Source organism: Sphingobacterium sp. BN32 (assembly GCF_030503615.1).
GTDB lineage: Bacteria > Bacteroidota > Bacteroidia > Sphingobacteriales > Sphingobacteriaceae > Sphingobacterium.
Genome location: NZ_CP129963.1, coordinates 350,497 through 366,327 on the forward strand (window position 1 = coordinate 350,497; position 15,831 = coordinate 366,327).

Genomic DNA, 15,831 nt, shown 5'->3' on the forward strand with positions numbered 1-15,831 from the left:
TTTTTACAAATTTACACTTTTAAGCAGGGATGTTCGGTCAATTTATGAATTATTATACCTGCTTCAATGGATAAAATTTTTTAAATTGCATGCTATATGGATGGACTGGATTTCAATCTCTTAAGTGGCTTTCGTCTGCTTGACTTTATCGATATCATTCTCGTAGCTATCATTATTTACTATGTGTATAGCCTGATCAAAGGAACTATTGCCGTTAATATTTTAATCGGGGTGGGGCTTTTCTATGGTATCTATCTTGTTGTGAAGCAGATGGAAATGCGCTTACTGACGGAAATATTCGGAGGATTCATATCCGTAGGGTCCATTGCACTGATCGTTGTATTCCAGCAGGAGATACGACGCTTCTTGCTGCACATCGGAAAGAACATCTCGTTGCGCCGTAAGAAGTTCTTTTGGTCGGTATTTGGAACGAAAAAGACAACGCACGCAGATAATACGGAATTCATAAAGCCTATTGTCGAAGCCTGCCAGAACATGTCAAAATCGAAAACTGGTGCTTTGCTAGTCTTCTCGCGTTATTTTGATGAAGAATACTACCAAACCAGCGGTACGATCATCGATGCTCCCGTGTCGAAGCGTCTTCTGGAGAGTATATTCTTTAAGAACTCCCCTTTGCACGATGGGGCTGTGATCATCGTTGATAACCGAATTATGACGGCGAGCTCGGTATTGCCGCTTTCAGATTCTGATGATCTGCCGCCACAGTTCGGACTTCGACATCGTGCTGCAATCGGCGTAACGGAAGTTTCTGAAGCCTTCGCGGTCATCGTCTCAGAAGAAACAGGGGAGATCTCCTTTGCCAAAGATGGTAATATAAATATGAACCTAACAGCACAAGAGTTAGAGAAGATTCTTGCGGAAGAACTCTAGTTTGCTGAATAAAATTTATCAACAAGCATTATTTATTGAATAATTGTTGTTATTTATCGATTTTTCGATAACTTTATTCATTATGTAAATCTAAATTTTATTGCTATGCATTTCGAGGAAAAAAAGCCTGTCGACGTGGTGTTAAACGATCTATTCGAACACTACCGTAAAAATGTCGCTGATGTAGATAAAATTACCCAAGCTTTGTTGGAACGCGGAGTTGTACAATCGCAAGATGATATTGTGAATGACCATATCGCATTCCGCACTTTGGGCGTCCCTAATCTAGGGATTAAATCCTTCGAGAAAATCTTCCTTTCCTTTGGTTATCAAAAGAAAGATTACTTCTATTTCGAAGGCAAGAAATTAGATGCTTATTGGTTTGCTCCACCTTCACCGGAATATCCTAGAATATTTGTCTCTGAACTACGTGTTTCAGAATTGAGTAAACCGGTTCAGGACATCATTTATAAATACACCAAAGATATTACCTCCGATCCTGTTGATCGTTTAGATCTTAACAACGGTGAAGAAGCGGCTGCATTCTTGCAGAAGCCATTATGGGATCTGCCAACTTCCGAAGAGTATCAGACATTGCTTGCTGAAAGCGAATATGCGGCATGGGTAATCTACAACCGATACTACCTTAATCATTATACCATCAGTATACACGAATTGAAAGATGGTTATAATACATTGGAAGAATTCAATGCTTTTTTAGAAAGCATAGGTGTGAAGCTGAATACCTCAGGTGGAAAGATAAAGACCAGCGAAGACGGCTTACTTCGTCAAAGCAGTACAGTTTCCGCACTTTATGATGCAACTTTTGCCGACGGGAAGACTATACAAATTGCAGGCAGCTACGTTGAATTTGCTGAACGCTCCGTACTGCCGGAATTTAAAGATGTTCCAAAAGAACAGCTTGAAGCAAAACATCGTCGCGATGGTTTTGAGACCAACAACGCCGATAAGATTTTCGAAAGTACATATACAACGCAAATAAAAGGTTAGAAGATGATAGAAGAGGAGTTGGCTCTGCTTGCACCTCAGTTAGGCGGTGAACTTTATTGGGATGAGAAAATGCGTCTGTTGTATGCAACAGATGCCTCAGCTTATCGCGAGATTCCATTGGCAGTCGCTTATCCGAAAGATAAGCAGGACATTGCTTTGCTTATCCAATTTGCAAATCAGCATCAGGTTTCTTTGATTCCACGTACTGCCGGGACCTCCCTTGCAGGGCAGGTCGTAGGAGCTGGGATTGTAGTCGATGTATCGAAATATTTTACCTCCATTATCGAGGTAAATGCAGAAGAACATTGGGTAAGCGTACAACCCGGGGTCATTCGGGATGAGTTGAATATGTTCCTCAGACCTTATCAATTGTACTTCGGGCCCGAAACGTCGACCGCAAACCGCGCGATGATCGGTGGGATGGTGGGCAACAATTCATGCGGATCCAATTCCCTGATCTATGGTAGTGCCCGCGAGCATACCTTAGCAATAAAAGCCTTGCTAAGCGACGGTTCAGAAGTCGAATTCAAAGCCTTGTCTTTCGAAGAATTTAGTGAAAAATGTAATTTGGATAGTCTGGAGGGTAAAATCTACAAGCATATCCGAAGCATGTTGAGCAATTATCAGAATCAACAGGAAATACGCGCAAACTTTCCAAAAGCATCGATCATGCGCCGAAATACCGGCTATGCCGTCGATATGTTATTGGAAACCGATCCATTCACGGCAGGAAAAGAGCCTTTTAGCTTCTGTAAGCTGATATGTGGCTCCGAGGGTACACTTGCATTCATCACGGAGATTAAACTCCATGTAGATCCTTTAAATACAAACCCCACCGGACTGCTTTGTGTGCACTTTGCGAGCCTGCAGGATGCCCTGCATGCTAATCTCATCGCACTGAAGCACAAGCCGCTCGTGAGTGAACTGATGGACAGCTATATCCTCGAGCGAACGAAAGATAATTTAGAACAGTCAAACAACCGCTTCTTTGTGGATGGGAACCCTGCGGCCGTCTTGATCGTCGAGTACGATGGCAAAGATCAGGACGAAATATTCCGCAAGGTCGAAGCCGTCGAAGCCGATATGAGAGCGCATGGGCTAGGCTATCATTTTCCCTTAGTTCTCGGAGCCGATAAAAAACGGGTTTGGGATTTGCGAAAGGCTGGTCTAGGCTTGTTGAGCAATGTTCCGGGCGATGATAAACCTGTGGCGGTGATCGAAGATACGGCCGTCGCTGTCGAGGATTTGCCGGCCTATATTGCAGATTTCAACGACATACTAGAAAAGTATAAGCTTTATGCAGTGCATTACGCGCATGCGGCGACGGGCGAACTACACCTACGTCCCATTATCAACCTAAAGACAGCAGCGGGCAACCAGCTCTTTAGAGAAATTGCGTTAGAGATTGCACACCTCGTCAAGAAATATAAGGGTTCCCTTAGCGGAGAGCATGGCGACGGCCGATTAAGAGGCGAGTTTATCCCTTTAATGATTGGTGATCATAACTACCAGTTATTAAAAGATATCAAACATACCTGGGACCCAAAAGGAATTTTTAACCCTGGAAAAATAGTCAATACGCCATCCATGAATAGCTTCCTGCGCTATGAGCCAGGGCAACAAAATCGTGAAATAAAAACCGTATTTCGCTATCCTAATCAAACCTACATACAGCATGTAGAGCAGTGTAACGGATCTGGAGACTGTCGAAAATCGCATTTGTCGGGCGGAACGATGTGCCCATCTTACATGGCGAGCAAGAACGAGAAAGATACAACCAGAGCCCGGGCAAATATCCTGCGCGAAATGATTACGCATTCGAGTAAGGAAAATCCCTTTGACCATGAAGAAATCAAAGAGATCATGGATCTTTGTCTAAGCTGCAAGGCCTGCAAATCCGAATGCCCTTCAAGCGTCGATATGGCTAAACTCAAGGCCGAATTCCTACAGGGCTATTATGATGCCAATGGTATTCCGATGCGCTCCAGGATGATTGGCCATGTAGACAGCCTTACACAGTTCATGCAGCCCGTAGCGGGCTTATACAATGCTGTTGTCGGGAATAAACTGACCGGCGGAATCGTAAAGAATATTCTGGGGTTTGCACCGCAGCGTCATATCCCGAAGATTGCTGCCAAAACCTTAAGAAAATGGTATGCCGAACGAGATAAAAAGTATATCGCCGGCAGGCAACCCCTTAAATCCGTCTACTTTTTCTGCGACGAGTTTACCAACTTCAACGACGTTGATTTAGGAAAGAAAGCCATTATACTTCTGGAAAAATTAGGATATCAGGTGCTGATGGTGCCGCACGCATTTTCCGGACGCGCACTACTGTCTAAAGGACTCCTTCGGGAAGCGAAGAAGCTGGCGAATAAAAACGTCGCTATTTTTGCCGACCGACTAAATTCCAACAGTAAGATGGTGGCGGTAGAGCCATCAACTATTTTGACCTTCCGGGATGAATACGTAGATCTTGTCGATGATCATCTTATAGAAGCTGCAGAAAGAATTGCGCCCTTTGCATTGACCATTGAGGAATTTATATGGGAGGAATTTCAAGCCGGCAATATTTCTTCCTCCCAGTTTACAGGGCAAGAGAAGGAAATCTTATTGCATGGCCATTGTCAGCAGAAAGCCTGGGGATTGTTAGCCACAGTAAACCAGATATTAGCTATTCCGGCGAATTATAAAGTGAAAAATATCCCCTCGGGCTGCTGTGGTATGGCGGGTTCCTTTGGATATGAGAAAGAACATTATGAGATGTCTATGCAGATCGGGGAACTGGTGTTATTTCCAGCCGTTCGCGCAAAGGCTAAAGAAACAATCATTGCCGCACCGGGCGCCAGTTGCCGTCATCAAATAAAAGATGGAACATCCGAAACTGCCTTGCATCCCGTCGAAATATTGTTGGAAGCATTAAAGAATTAACATAAAGACTTTCCTGTTTCCATGGAACAACAACCGGAATGAAAGTGCTTGATGGCCATGGAAAGTGGACAGGATCAGAAAAATAAAGAGCGCCCTTGAAATTCTAAGGGCGCTCTTTATTTTATATTCAATCGCTACTCTATTTCTTAGCAGCTTCTAATGCTTGCGTATTCAACTTCACGTATTCGCCGTTGTTCTGCGATTTCGCCATTTTCAAGCCTTCTTCAGCAGCTTTTATCGCGCCTTTCTTGTCACCAGCTTTCGCTAAGATCAAGGATTTCCAGTATTTGATATGTGGAGCCTTGCTGTTGCCTTTATCTGCTTCTACCATCCATTCTGCAGCTTTTTTGATGTCTAAGCCATGCGTATAGTAATATTGAGCCGCTTGAAAATAAGGTTTTTTCTCGCCTCGCATCGCTTCATCAATACTTGCTAGGATCTCTGCTTTCTGATCCACTTCGATTAGAAACGAAACCTTCGTTTTTTCCCATAAAAGGCAAGCTTTTAAGTTCTGATCGTTGACCTCTTCAAAAGCAATCGTAAATGTTTCGATGGGATTAGTTAATGCGCGAGGTTTTACTTTTACGCGCAGAACGTCATCTGCTTTATCGTAGGTATATGCACCCCATTGCTTTGCGTTTTTATTGAAAATAATAGTCCATTCCTCTTTTCCTGGAAGTGTGAACAATGCATATGTGCCCGCTTCTAGCGCCTGTCCTTCGATTTTTACATCACTTTGGAAGGTAATGTTGGTTGCGTTGTTTGCACCGGTACGCCAAATTTGATCGTAGGGAACGAGATCGCCAAAAATTTTTCTGCCCTTCATGTTCGGACGCTGGTAGACTACGCTAACCTGGCTGATCCCTAAATCTTGAAGTATAAATTGGGTACTACTCGCAGGAGGCAATTTAATCTGCGCATCAGCTTGTTGTGCGCTGAAGATCAGTCCTGATGCTAGCAGGAGTGTTAATGCAATTTTTTTCATATTTTCAAAACTAGAATTCTCGAAGATACGAAGCCTAGCGCAAAAAACAAACGGAGATAGTCACCTATCTCCGTTTGCAATATGTTTAAACGTCTTATTTTCGAACTTTGTGTCCCGCTACTGCATAATAAAGAATATACAGGTAACAAGGCAATGCAATCCAATATGCTTGGTGTGAACCAACCGAGTGCGCAAGCTGTCCATATAATAATGGAATAACGGCACCACCGGCGATACCCATAACTAAGATGCCGGAAGCCGCGCTCGTAAATTTACCAACTCCTTTTAGTGCCAATGGCCAAATCGCAGGCCACACTAAAGAGTTTGCTAAACCTAATAAACCTACTAAAGTCAAGGAAACCATACCATCAGTGAAGACAATACCTACGGTTAAAATTGCACCTAGAATAGCACATAATTTTAAAGCCGTTTCTTGAGAAAGGTATTTTGGGATCGCAACAATACCGATGATATAACCAATAACCATGGAAACCATCGTGAATGAGGTAAAGAATTTAGCCGTATCTAACGGAATTCCTAAGTAAGTACCGTAGGCAATGATCGTATCACCTGCCAACACTTCAACACCAACGTATAAGAATAAACAGATGAATCCTAAGATTACATGTGGGAAATCAAAAATACTTTGTTTGCTCTCAGATGCGAGGTGATGTGTTGCATCTTCCTCTTCGTCACCTTTTACTTCAGGAAGGTTAGCACGGGAAATCCATACGGCCAAAATAATCAATACGACAACAATTCCGATATATGGATTAACCACTTGTAATGCAATTTTATCCAAAGCCTGCGCAGACTCTTCAGGACTCATCGTCGCTAATGATTGTTGTACCTTATCTGCCTCACTTAAGTTTAAGAAGTAACCTAGGATAATCGGAGCAAGCGCACCAGCAAACTTATTACAGATACCCATGATACTGATACGCTTCGCAGCAGTCTTTACAGGACCTAAGATCGTGATGTAGGGATTGGAAGCGGTCTGTAAGATGGCTAATCCACCACCCATCACGAATAATCCAGTCAGGAATAATAAATAAGTACGAGAGTAGGCTGCAGGTATAAATAATAGTGCACCAACCGCCATGATACCGAGTGATATCGCCATACCATTCTTAAAACCGAATCTGTTCAACACCCATGTCGAAACCGGCGCCATTACTAAATATGCAATGTAAAATGCGAAAGTAACAAAGTAAGATTGTACTTCTGTCAATTCACAAGCAATTCTTAAGTAAGGAATTAATAAGGAGTTGAGCCAAGTGGCGAATCCAAAAATAAAGAACAGGGCACCAATTATAATCATTGGTCCGACGGTTGATTGATTATTCTGAGTGGTCATAAAATTGATTTAATCGATTATGAATTTTTTGATAGTCACAAGGCTAATAAAATAAATCCATATTTAAAAACACTATTTGTTAGACAATCGATTGCATTTGTAACAAATTGTTGATGATTCTCTATTTATATTAGGGAATGTTTTTTGCCTTAAGTGCTGTAAATCTTGCCTATAAACCTGTCATATTTACACGGAAACACTAAAAGGAATGAAAGTTCCTGCGTGCCTTTGTCAGACAGGCAGCTCCGAAAAAAGGTAGAGAGACATCGAATGGGCGACGTCTCTCTAAAAACCTAAACCGTATCATAAAACCAAAAAATGGTAGTATATATGGTTGAACAAGCATTCAAGATGATTGTTTTATGAATTTTATATTTTTTTTAAAATTTTTAAGGCTTTTTAATAATAGCCATTGTCAAGCGGGAAATACAAACAGGTTTTCCGCGTTCGTCGGCAATGCGAATATCCCATACATGGGTCGTTTTTCCAATATGAAGGGGCTTACAAGTTGCGAAAACCTTGCCTTTTGTCACGGGGCGAAGATGGTTTGCATTAATATCTAAACCTACCGCCGCATATTTGTCCATATCGATGATTAATGCAGACGCAATACTACCAACGGATTCGGCAAGAACAACGGATGCTCCGCCATGTAGAATGCCGAAGGGTTGTTTTACCTTTTCTGTAACAGGCATCTCAGCAACTAAGGAATCATCTGTAATCGATGTTGCTTTGATATCGAGAAAACCAGTCATATTAATGGCGAAGTAGGAGTTGATTTCCTCCAATGAATATGCTCTAAACCACATCGTTGCTTAAGTTTTGATTCTTCAAATAGCGAGCCTTCAAGATGATTACATGATGGTTAAGGTGACCAGCAATCACATATAATAAAGCCCTGACACTGATTAAGCGATCGGAAGCCATGCCCTTTCTAATCAGTTCGTTTTCATCAAACGAGTTGAACAAATAAAGGTTTGCCTTTCTGAGGTGAATAAACTCCTGCGCGATATCAGCCAATTCGCGTTCGTTATGGCGTCCATTGGATACAAACTCGTCTTGCTCAAAAGACGCTAATGCAGTCATGTCGTTTCTCCCGAAGCGTAGCGCCCGATAGGCCATCACCCGTTCGCAATCTAGGATATGGCATAAAACCTCCTTAATTGTCCACTTATCCTCGGCATATGCATAGGACCCCATACGCTCTGGAATGCTCGCAATAAATTCGGGAAATGTCTCGACTTGACTCGTCAGTTCCTCCATCACGTCCCCAGTTACGGTTTCAATATAGTCACTGAATATCGCCGGGTATTCGTCAGATTTGAGTTGGTTCATAGCGTAAATTACTTTTTAAGATAATTCTAAATGTGGTTCCTTTTCCTATTTCGGATTCTTTAACAAAAATTTGTCCCTGATGGTAGTAGACCATACGTTTCGTCAAACTTAGCCCTAAGCCCCAGCCACGTTTGCGCGTCGTATATCCTGGTTGAAAAATAGTCTCCCAATTTGCCCTAGGGATCCCTTTTCCGGTGTCGCTAATGTCAATAAAAATTTCTTCTTTTGCAATGTTTTCCGAAATGTTAATGCTAATCTTACCTTCAGCTTCGATAGCATTCACCGCATTTTTTAGCAGGTTTTCGATGATCCAATCGAAGACTTGCACATTCAATTTTGCTGCGACCTGCTGGTCGCCCTCGAGCTCAAATGTAATACGTTGACTCGTTCTAACTTTAAAATAATTCACATACTCTTCCACCACCGGGTACACCGCATGATTGGATAGGGAAGGTGTCGAGCCGATTTTAGAAAAACGATCGGCAACAATTTCCAATCGTTTGATGTCTCGCTCCATCTCATTGAATACGCTGTCATCTTCCGCATCATACGTAACACGGGCGAGCTCAAGCCAGCCCATCATCGACGAAATAGGCGTCCCTAATTGGTGGGCAGCCTCTTTGGCCATCCCCACCCAAACCAGGTTCTGTTCCGAATCACGAATGGAATTAAATACCGTATAAGCGATTACTAGAAAGATTGCAATCAATGATAATTGAAGGTATGGAAATATGCGCAGTTGCGCCAGCGCATCTGAGTCGCGGTAATAAACGCGCCATTCCTGCCCGCTATCCAATGAAATATGAATAGGCGGATGAGCCTTCTTCATCTTATTCAATTGCTTTTGGAAATAATCCGGGTCATACTGCTTATTTGAGTCAGGGTCTGCACGATTGTCCGTCTTGGTGCTGTCTAGATCGCGCCAGGCAACGATTGCTTCATTCTCATCAGTAATGATGGCAGGCAAGCTCAAACTATCGCGTACTGCAGAAATAAAACTGATGAACTCGTCGTTCACATCCGGCATCGTCACGATACTCTTGGTCGACATCGCCCAGACTTCCGCCTTTGTACGCTCGGATTTAGAAAGGTTTTTAACAAGATAATTGCTGTATAACAGTGAGGCCGTAGCAATCAAGGCAGCAAATAAAAACAATAAAAACTTCCATTGTTGCTTATTATATCGATACGGATGTTGCTTCATAGACCCAATTATTATCAGCAAATTAATGATTTTCCAATAGCTTCAACAAACAAAATAAAGAAATGCTTAATTTTGCGGTTATGAGTTCACAAAACAAAGTAAGGGTTCGTTTCGCGCCAAGTCCTACAGGCGGGTTACATTTAGGCGGCGTAAGAACCGCATTGTTCAACTACCTTTTTGCAAAACATCATAACGGTGATTTTATCCTTCGTATCGAGGATACCGATCAAACGCGTTTTGTACCTGGTGCTGAAGAATATATCAAAGAATGTTTAACATGGTGCGGATTAACACCAGATGAAAGCCCCTGGAATGAAGGTGCTTTCGGTCCTTACCGTCAAAGTGAGCGCAAGCCCTCTTACCGCCAATTTGCGGAAGAATTAGTAAAGAATGGAAATGCCTACTACGCATTTGACACCGCAGAGGAATTAGATGAGCAGCGTAAATTGCAACCAAACTTCCGCTATGCACACGACAACCGCATGGATCTTCGTAACTCCCTGAGCTTAGGTGAAGAGGAAACACAACGTTTATTGGCTGCAGGAACGCCGCATACAATCCGCATCAAGATGCCGGAAGACGAAGTTGTTTCTTTTGATGATATGATACGTGGACGCGTAAGTTTTGAAACAAAATTAGTAGATGATAAAGTGCTTTTGAAAGCCGACGGTATGCCAACCTACCATTTGGCAGTAGTTGTGGATGATAAAGCAATGGAAATATCCCATGTCTTCCGTGGCGAAGAATGGCTGCCTTCCGCACCGGTACACCTACTCTTATGGGAGTATTTGGGCTGGAAGAACGAGATGCCGCAATGGGCACATATGCCGCTTATCCTTAAACCTGACGGGAAAGGAAAGTTGAGCAAGCGCGATGGCGATCGCTTAGGCTTCCCTGTTTACGCAATGAACTGGACCGATCCGAAGACCGGTGAACTGACTGTCGGTTACCGCGAGCGTGGATTCTTACCGGAGTCTTTTATCAACTTACTAGCAATGTTAGGCTGGAACGATGGAACGGAGCAGGAGATCTTCACGATGGAGGAGCTTATTGCTAAATTCTCCGTTGAGCGCATCAGTAAAGCCGGAGCGAAATTCGACTTCGAGAAAGCAAAGTGGTTCAATCAAGAATGGATAAAAATCACCGACAACAGCGAACTTCTGCCACAGGTGAAAGCCATCATGACTAAACATGAACTAAATACGGACGGAATAGCGGATAATTTTATCAATTCTATCTTGGATTTAGTGAAAGAAAGACTAACTTACGTTGAAGATTTTTGGGAGCAAGCCTCTTTCTTCTTCCAAAAGCCTGCACAATATGATGTTGATGCCGTTAAACCGAAATGGAACACTGACAAAACAGCCTTCTTCAAACAAATCGCAACAGACTTTGCAACGCAGCCCCTTTGGGAAGCAGCGAGTTTAGAATCCTTCTTTAAAGGAAAGATTGCAGATTCAGGCATGAAGATCGGCGAGTTAATGATGCCTTTCCGTATTATGTTAGTTGGCGGTAAGTTTGGACCAGACGTATTTAAGATTGCAGAGCTTTTAGGAAAAGAGGAAGTGATTGCGCGCATCGCGTCGGCATTGCCTCATTTTGAAGCATAATCAATCAACTAAACGAATACGAATGAATTTATTTAAGAAGTTACTCTTCGGATGTGCTGCTTCGGCTATGTTGCTGGCAACATCCTGCGCAACCAACGGGAAAGCGCAACAAGTGAACACACAGCAGTCTTTTCCGGAAGAAAAATTGGGCTGGAAATTAGGCGCACAAGCTTATACCTTCCGCTTGTTCTCCTTTGCTGACGCATTGAACAAAATTGATAGCGCTGGCTTACGCTATGTGGAGGCCTTCCCTGGCCAAACAATTGGTGCAGGAAGCGCGGAGAAGATGACCTATGAACTTTCTAAGGAAGGAAGAGAGCTGGTGAAGAAGCTTCTTAAAGATAAAAAGATCACATTGCATGCTTACGGCGTAGTAGGAGCCAAAGATGCAGATGAATGGGAGAAGGTATTTGCCTTTGCCAAAGATATGGGCGTCAAAGTTATCAACTGCGAACCAAAAGAAGATATGCTTGACGTGGTCTCCAATCTCGCAGACAAATACGATATCCTTGTCGGTATCCATAATCACCCAACCCCATCCATATATTGGAATCCTGACGTTGTCTTAAAAGCCTTAAACGGCCGCAGCAAGCGAATGGGCGCAACAGCAGATGTGGGCCACTGGATGCGCTCGGGCTTGAACCCGATCGACTGCCTAAAGAAATTAGAAGGCAGAATCATTCACCTTCACTTCAAGGACTTGAACGAATTCGGCAACAAAAAGGCGCATGATGTGCCTTGGGGAACCGGAAAATTAGGACTGAAGGAAGTACAAGCGGAATTAAAACGCCAAAACTTTAAAGGCATGTTCTCCGCAGAATACGAATACAACTGGGAGAATAATATGCCGGAAGTAAAAGAAAGTGCTCAAAACTTTAGAAATGCCCTGTAAAGGCTACGTTTAAAATAATAGAAGAAGCGCTAGGAGAAATTCTAGCGCTTTTTTTATCCCGCTACACTGATTCTATACTGCAATAAGTCGCTTCCCTTCTCCACCCAATGCATAACCCTTTAATACCCGTTCCGAATCGGGTTTGAAAGGGTTATACATTGGGTTTGAAAGGGCTTTATAATGGATCTATCTAGTACTTGGTATTTAGATATGAGATTTTAGATGTCAGACATTAGAGTGTTGCGGTCTTTTAGGTATTTGTCTTGAACCAAGAAAAAAAGGATTTTAGGATATACAGGATCCTGCCAATCCTTCCATCCTTCCTTTCCTGGTTCAGAAATAGTATTTAGTACTTAGTAGTTAGTAGTTAGACTCGATCCTGCCAATCCTTCCACCCTCCTTTCGTTTATTCGCAAAAAGAAAGGCACCTAAACGGCGCCCTGCTTTAAAATCTAAAATCTAATGTCTGAAATCTAAAGTCTAATATCTCACCTCTTATCTACCCGCCATAGGTCTAAATACTAACTACTAAATACTAACTACTAACTAAACAACTCACTAATATCTGCTTTGCTTAGTGATTTTACGAAGCTTTCTTCGGTGGTAATGAGGGAGCTTGCAAGGGATTTTTTCATGCCTTGCAAGGCGAGGATTTTTTCTTCGATGCTGTCTTTGCTGATGAATTTATAGATAAATACATTTTTTACTTGGCCGATGCGGTGGCTACGGTCGATGGCTTGCTGTTCGACGGCAGGGTTCCACCAAGGGTCGAGGATAAAAACATAGTCAGCTTCGGTGAGGTTGAGTCCTACACCGCCGGCTTTGATCGATATGAGGAAGACCTGTATGTCATCGGCTTCTTTAAATGCTTTGACGGCCGCATTGCGGTCGGATGTTGATCCGTCGAGGTAGGCATAGCGAATCTTCTCCTTCTCGAAGTGGTCGCGGAATAGTTGCAGGTGTTTTACGAACTGGGAGAAGATCAAGACCTTGTTTCCTTCTTTGATGATGGACTCCATCAGTTCGATCGCGGCATCAAATTTACCGGATCCGCCGTCGTAACCTTGGTCGATCATAGCAGGGTGGTTGGCGAGCTGTCGAAGCTTCGTCAACCCTTGTAGCAGGGCGATCTGCGTTGCCTTGCCTGAGAAGGCGCCATCCAGCAAAGCGTTTCTGTATTCGGATTTGACACGTTCGTAATATTCGAGTTGCTCGTCAGACATGCTGCAATAGAATATCTGTTCCGATTTCGGGGGCAGTTCTGTTGCTACCTGCGATTTCGTACGTCGGAGCACGAAAGGCTTGATAATCGCCTGCAATCGGCGGGCTTTCTCCTCATCCTTTTTCTTTTCGATCGCTTGAACAAACTCTTTTTGGAAATAGGTGAAAGAGCCCAATAAACCTGGATTGGCAAAATGCATTTGCGACCAGATGTCTAGCACGCTATTTTCAATAGGCGTACCACTAAGAGCAAGCTTATGTTTGCTCTTGAGCTGTTTTATCGAACTGAAGGACTTAGAACGCGGATTTTTGATGTTCTGACTTTCGTCCAGAATAATATAATTGAAGAAGAATCCGGAAAGAAGATCCTCATCGATTCGGGCAATCCCATAGGTGGTGATGATCAGATCGAAATGGCTGAATGCAAAGTTGTCCTTGCTGCGGTTGCCACCAGTATGTAGATGGACACGAAGATCCGGGACAAAGCGCTCGGCTTCCTTTTGCCAGTTGAAAATCAGCGAGGTAGGAACTATCAATAGCGATGTCCTGGCATCATTGGCGCCAAGGAGTTCTTTTTGGTGCTGTAAAAGTGCCAGGGTCTGTACAGTCTTTCCCAATCCCATATCGTCGGCAAGCAGCCCGCCGAAGCGATATTCCTGAAGGAAATGGAACCAGTTGTAACCAGCCTTCTGATAGGGGCGCAATGAGCCCTTAAACTTCTTTGGAGCTTCAATATCGGCTATCTCATCAAATTCGCCCAGCTTGTTCAGCTTGCGTTGCATCGTGACCTCGGTATGTTCGCTGACATCATTTAGCAGACCGATATGAACACGGTTAAGGCGAATTTCATCTTTCTTGGATGAGAACTGGAAGAGATGCTCATATTGTGAGAACCACTCTTGGGGAATAATTGCTATTTCGCCATTGGGCAGTTCGAACTCTTGTTGTTTATTGATGATATGTTGGCGCAGCGAGGTAAAAGGAATCTCGTAGGGGCCGAAGCGGACGATGGCTTTGACATCAAACCAGTCATTCTCCTCGGCGATCTCTATACTGATACTGGTCTTGCCGATCAGGAAGCGTTTTTCCTTATGGCTTTGCGTGATGTGAAAGCCCTCTTTTTCCAGTTCTGCCAAATGCTCATTGACCCATTCGATTGCTGATGGATTAAAGCCTAGCCCGATATCTTTTGGCTTAAAGGTGCTAAAGAGCGCATCAGCCTTCTGTAGTCCCATCTGCGCAAGCAGCGCTTCTCTTTTTTCTTCCCATGCTGTCGATCGTTTTATTCGGTAAAACTTATGCTGATCGGCTTCCGATTCATGGACATATTTAACGGTAATGGCGTGGTTTCCTCCCGCCGGGAAGGTATAGTTGCCGTATTGAAAATATAGCTGCAGTTGTGCTTCGCCCTCCGGGCTATAGATAATCCGCAATTCGGGGCTTGCATTTTCCTTATAGCTGATGATATCCAAGCCTTCTGCATAAACATGATGCTTTTCAATAAGCCCGGTCACGAAGGTTTCAAAATACTTCTTCTCGGTATTGCGTGGAATGGATATAAATCGCTTGTTCAGGAATGGAGTTAGTTTTTTGCCTTCCAATTCTTCGTCGAAGTGATACAAGGTATTATCCAAAAGTAGCCAGGCCTGCTGGTTCACGATGACTTCGGCATCCTTATACATAAACTCCATGCGATGCCCGTCGTATTTCAAGGTTGGGAAATATCGCGTTTCTATGTCGTTTCGGCGGAAATGGAACAGAATGGAGGTTGTCTTTGGCGCGATCTGTAATTCTTGTTCCGCCGGATATCCGTCTTTGCTCATCAGGAATAAGGGTTTATCGCCTACCTGATTTAAGAAGCTGAGCATGCGTTGCTCTATTTTGGGCCGGATATAATCGTAAATGTTTTGATCGAATATTTTGCTGAAGTAATCTGCCGGTCGGATGGGTTTTTTATGAAATTGCTTGATGATATGGGTTTGTTCAATTTCATCAAGCAGCTTGATCAATTTATAATCCAGGTCATCCAGCGCAGCGGCAAATTCATCGACCGTATTGCTGAATACCCGTTTATACGACAAGGAATAAGAACCATTTTGATTTAAGTGAACAATGTGCGGTTCTATTAGAAATCCTAGGTAAGGATGTCTTCCCAATGAATACACTAATCGATAAGGCAATGAAGTAGATCGTTGCTGCATGCTGGATATTGTTCGCTAGAAAAAGCTACTAATATACATCAAATATTAGGTTGGGTAAAAATGTATGCGGTTAATTTAATGTTATATCACAGAATGCGGTATATAATTTTAACAAACGTACTGTTAGTTGATATCAAAATTTAATAAGGATAAAGAACTTTGTTACAAATTTGAAAAAATTGAGCAATCGATT

The 15,831-nt window shown here is 43.0% G+C and carries 11 protein-coding genes; 5 read left to right on the forward strand and 6 right to left on the reverse strand.

Going from position 1 to position 15,831, the window contains the following annotated elements:
- The first annotated feature begins 96 nt into the window (after positions 1–96).
- The 3 genes from cdaA to QYC40_RS01515 all read left to right on the forward strand — a co-directional run bounded on the left by cdaA (position 97) and on the right by QYC40_RS01515 (position 4,833).
- Positions 97–891, forward strand: a complete 795-nt coding sequence (gene cdaA / locus QYC40_RS01505) for a diadenylate cyclase CdaA (protein ID WP_301992003.1) — start codon at positions 97–99, stop codon at positions 889–891.
- Between the two features lie 105 nt (positions 892–996).
- Positions 997–1,902 carry a DUF1338 domain-containing protein gene (locus QYC40_RS01510; protein WP_301992004.1) on the forward strand — a complete coding sequence of 302 codons (906 nt, stop codon included), beginning with the start codon at positions 997–999 and terminating at the stop codon, positions 1,900–1,902.
- Between the two features lie 3 nt (positions 1,903–1,905).
- On the forward strand, positions 1,906–4,833 hold the full coding sequence (locus QYC40_RS01515) for an FAD-binding and (Fe-S)-binding domain-containing protein (RefSeq protein ID WP_301992005.1): 2,928 nt from the start codon (positions 1,906–1,908) through the stop codon (positions 4,831–4,833).
- A 139-nt stretch (positions 4,834–4,972) separates the two neighbouring features.
- Here QYC40_RS01515 and QYC40_RS01520 read toward each other — a convergent pair whose 3' ends face one another.
- The 5 genes from QYC40_RS01520 to QYC40_RS01540 all read right to left on the reverse strand — a co-directional run bounded on the left by QYC40_RS01520 (position 4,973) and on the right by QYC40_RS01540 (position 9,714).
- Entirely contained in the window at positions 4,973–5,818 is an 846-nt protein-coding gene (locus QYC40_RS01520) for a DUF2911 domain-containing protein (protein ID WP_301992007.1), read from the reverse strand.
- A 94-nt stretch (positions 5,819–5,912) separates the two neighbouring features.
- Complete coding sequence (locus tag QYC40_RS01525; protein ID WP_301992008.1) at positions 5,913–7,175, reverse strand: sugar MFS transporter; 1,263 nt, start codon at positions 7,173–7,175, stop codon at positions 5,913–5,915.
- Between the two features lie 389 nt (positions 7,176–7,564).
- Positions 7,565–7,984, reverse strand: a complete 420-nt coding sequence (locus QYC40_RS01530; RefSeq protein ID WP_301992009.1) for a hotdog fold thioesterase — start codon at positions 7,982–7,984, stop codon at positions 7,565–7,567.
- Complete coding sequence (locus tag QYC40_RS01535) at positions 7,974–8,510, reverse strand: DinB family protein (RefSeq protein ID WP_301992010.1); 537 nt, start codon at positions 8,508–8,510, stop codon at positions 7,974–7,976. The genes QYC40_RS01530 and QYC40_RS01535 overlap by 11 nt, the downstream gene beginning before the upstream one ends.
- Positions 8,491–9,714 carry a HAMP domain-containing sensor histidine kinase gene (locus tag QYC40_RS01540; RefSeq protein ID WP_301992011.1) on the reverse strand — a complete coding sequence of 408 codons (1,224 nt, stop codon included), beginning with the start codon at positions 9,712–9,714 and terminating at the stop codon, positions 8,491–8,493. The genes QYC40_RS01535 and QYC40_RS01540 overlap by 20 nt, the downstream gene beginning before the upstream one ends.
- Before the next feature lie 80 nt (positions 9,715–9,794).
- Between QYC40_RS01540 and gltX the strand changes: the two genes are divergently transcribed.
- Together gltX and QYC40_RS01550 are read left to right on the forward strand one after the other, a co-directional pair.
- Positions 9,795–11,324 (forward strand): glutamate--tRNA ligase, encoded by a 1,530-nt coding sequence (gene gltX, locus QYC40_RS01545; protein WP_301992012.1) that lies wholly within the window; start codon positions 9,795–9,797, stop codon positions 11,322–11,324.
- A gap of 22 nt (positions 11,325–11,346) precedes the next feature.
- Positions 11,347–12,216 carry a sugar phosphate isomerase/epimerase gene (locus tag QYC40_RS01550; RefSeq protein WP_301992014.1) on the forward strand — a complete coding sequence of 290 codons (870 nt, stop codon included), beginning with the start codon at positions 11,347–11,349 and terminating at the stop codon, positions 12,214–12,216.
- 542 nt (positions 12,217–12,758) lie between these two features.
- Here the strand turns inward: QYC40_RS01550 and QYC40_RS01555 are convergent.
- Positions 12,759–15,638 carry a DEAD/DEAH box helicase gene (locus QYC40_RS01555; RefSeq protein WP_301992015.1) on the reverse strand — a complete coding sequence of 960 codons (2,880 nt, stop codon included), beginning with the start codon at positions 15,636–15,638 and terminating at the stop codon, positions 12,759–12,761.
- Positions 15,639–15,831 lie beyond the last annotated feature (193 nt).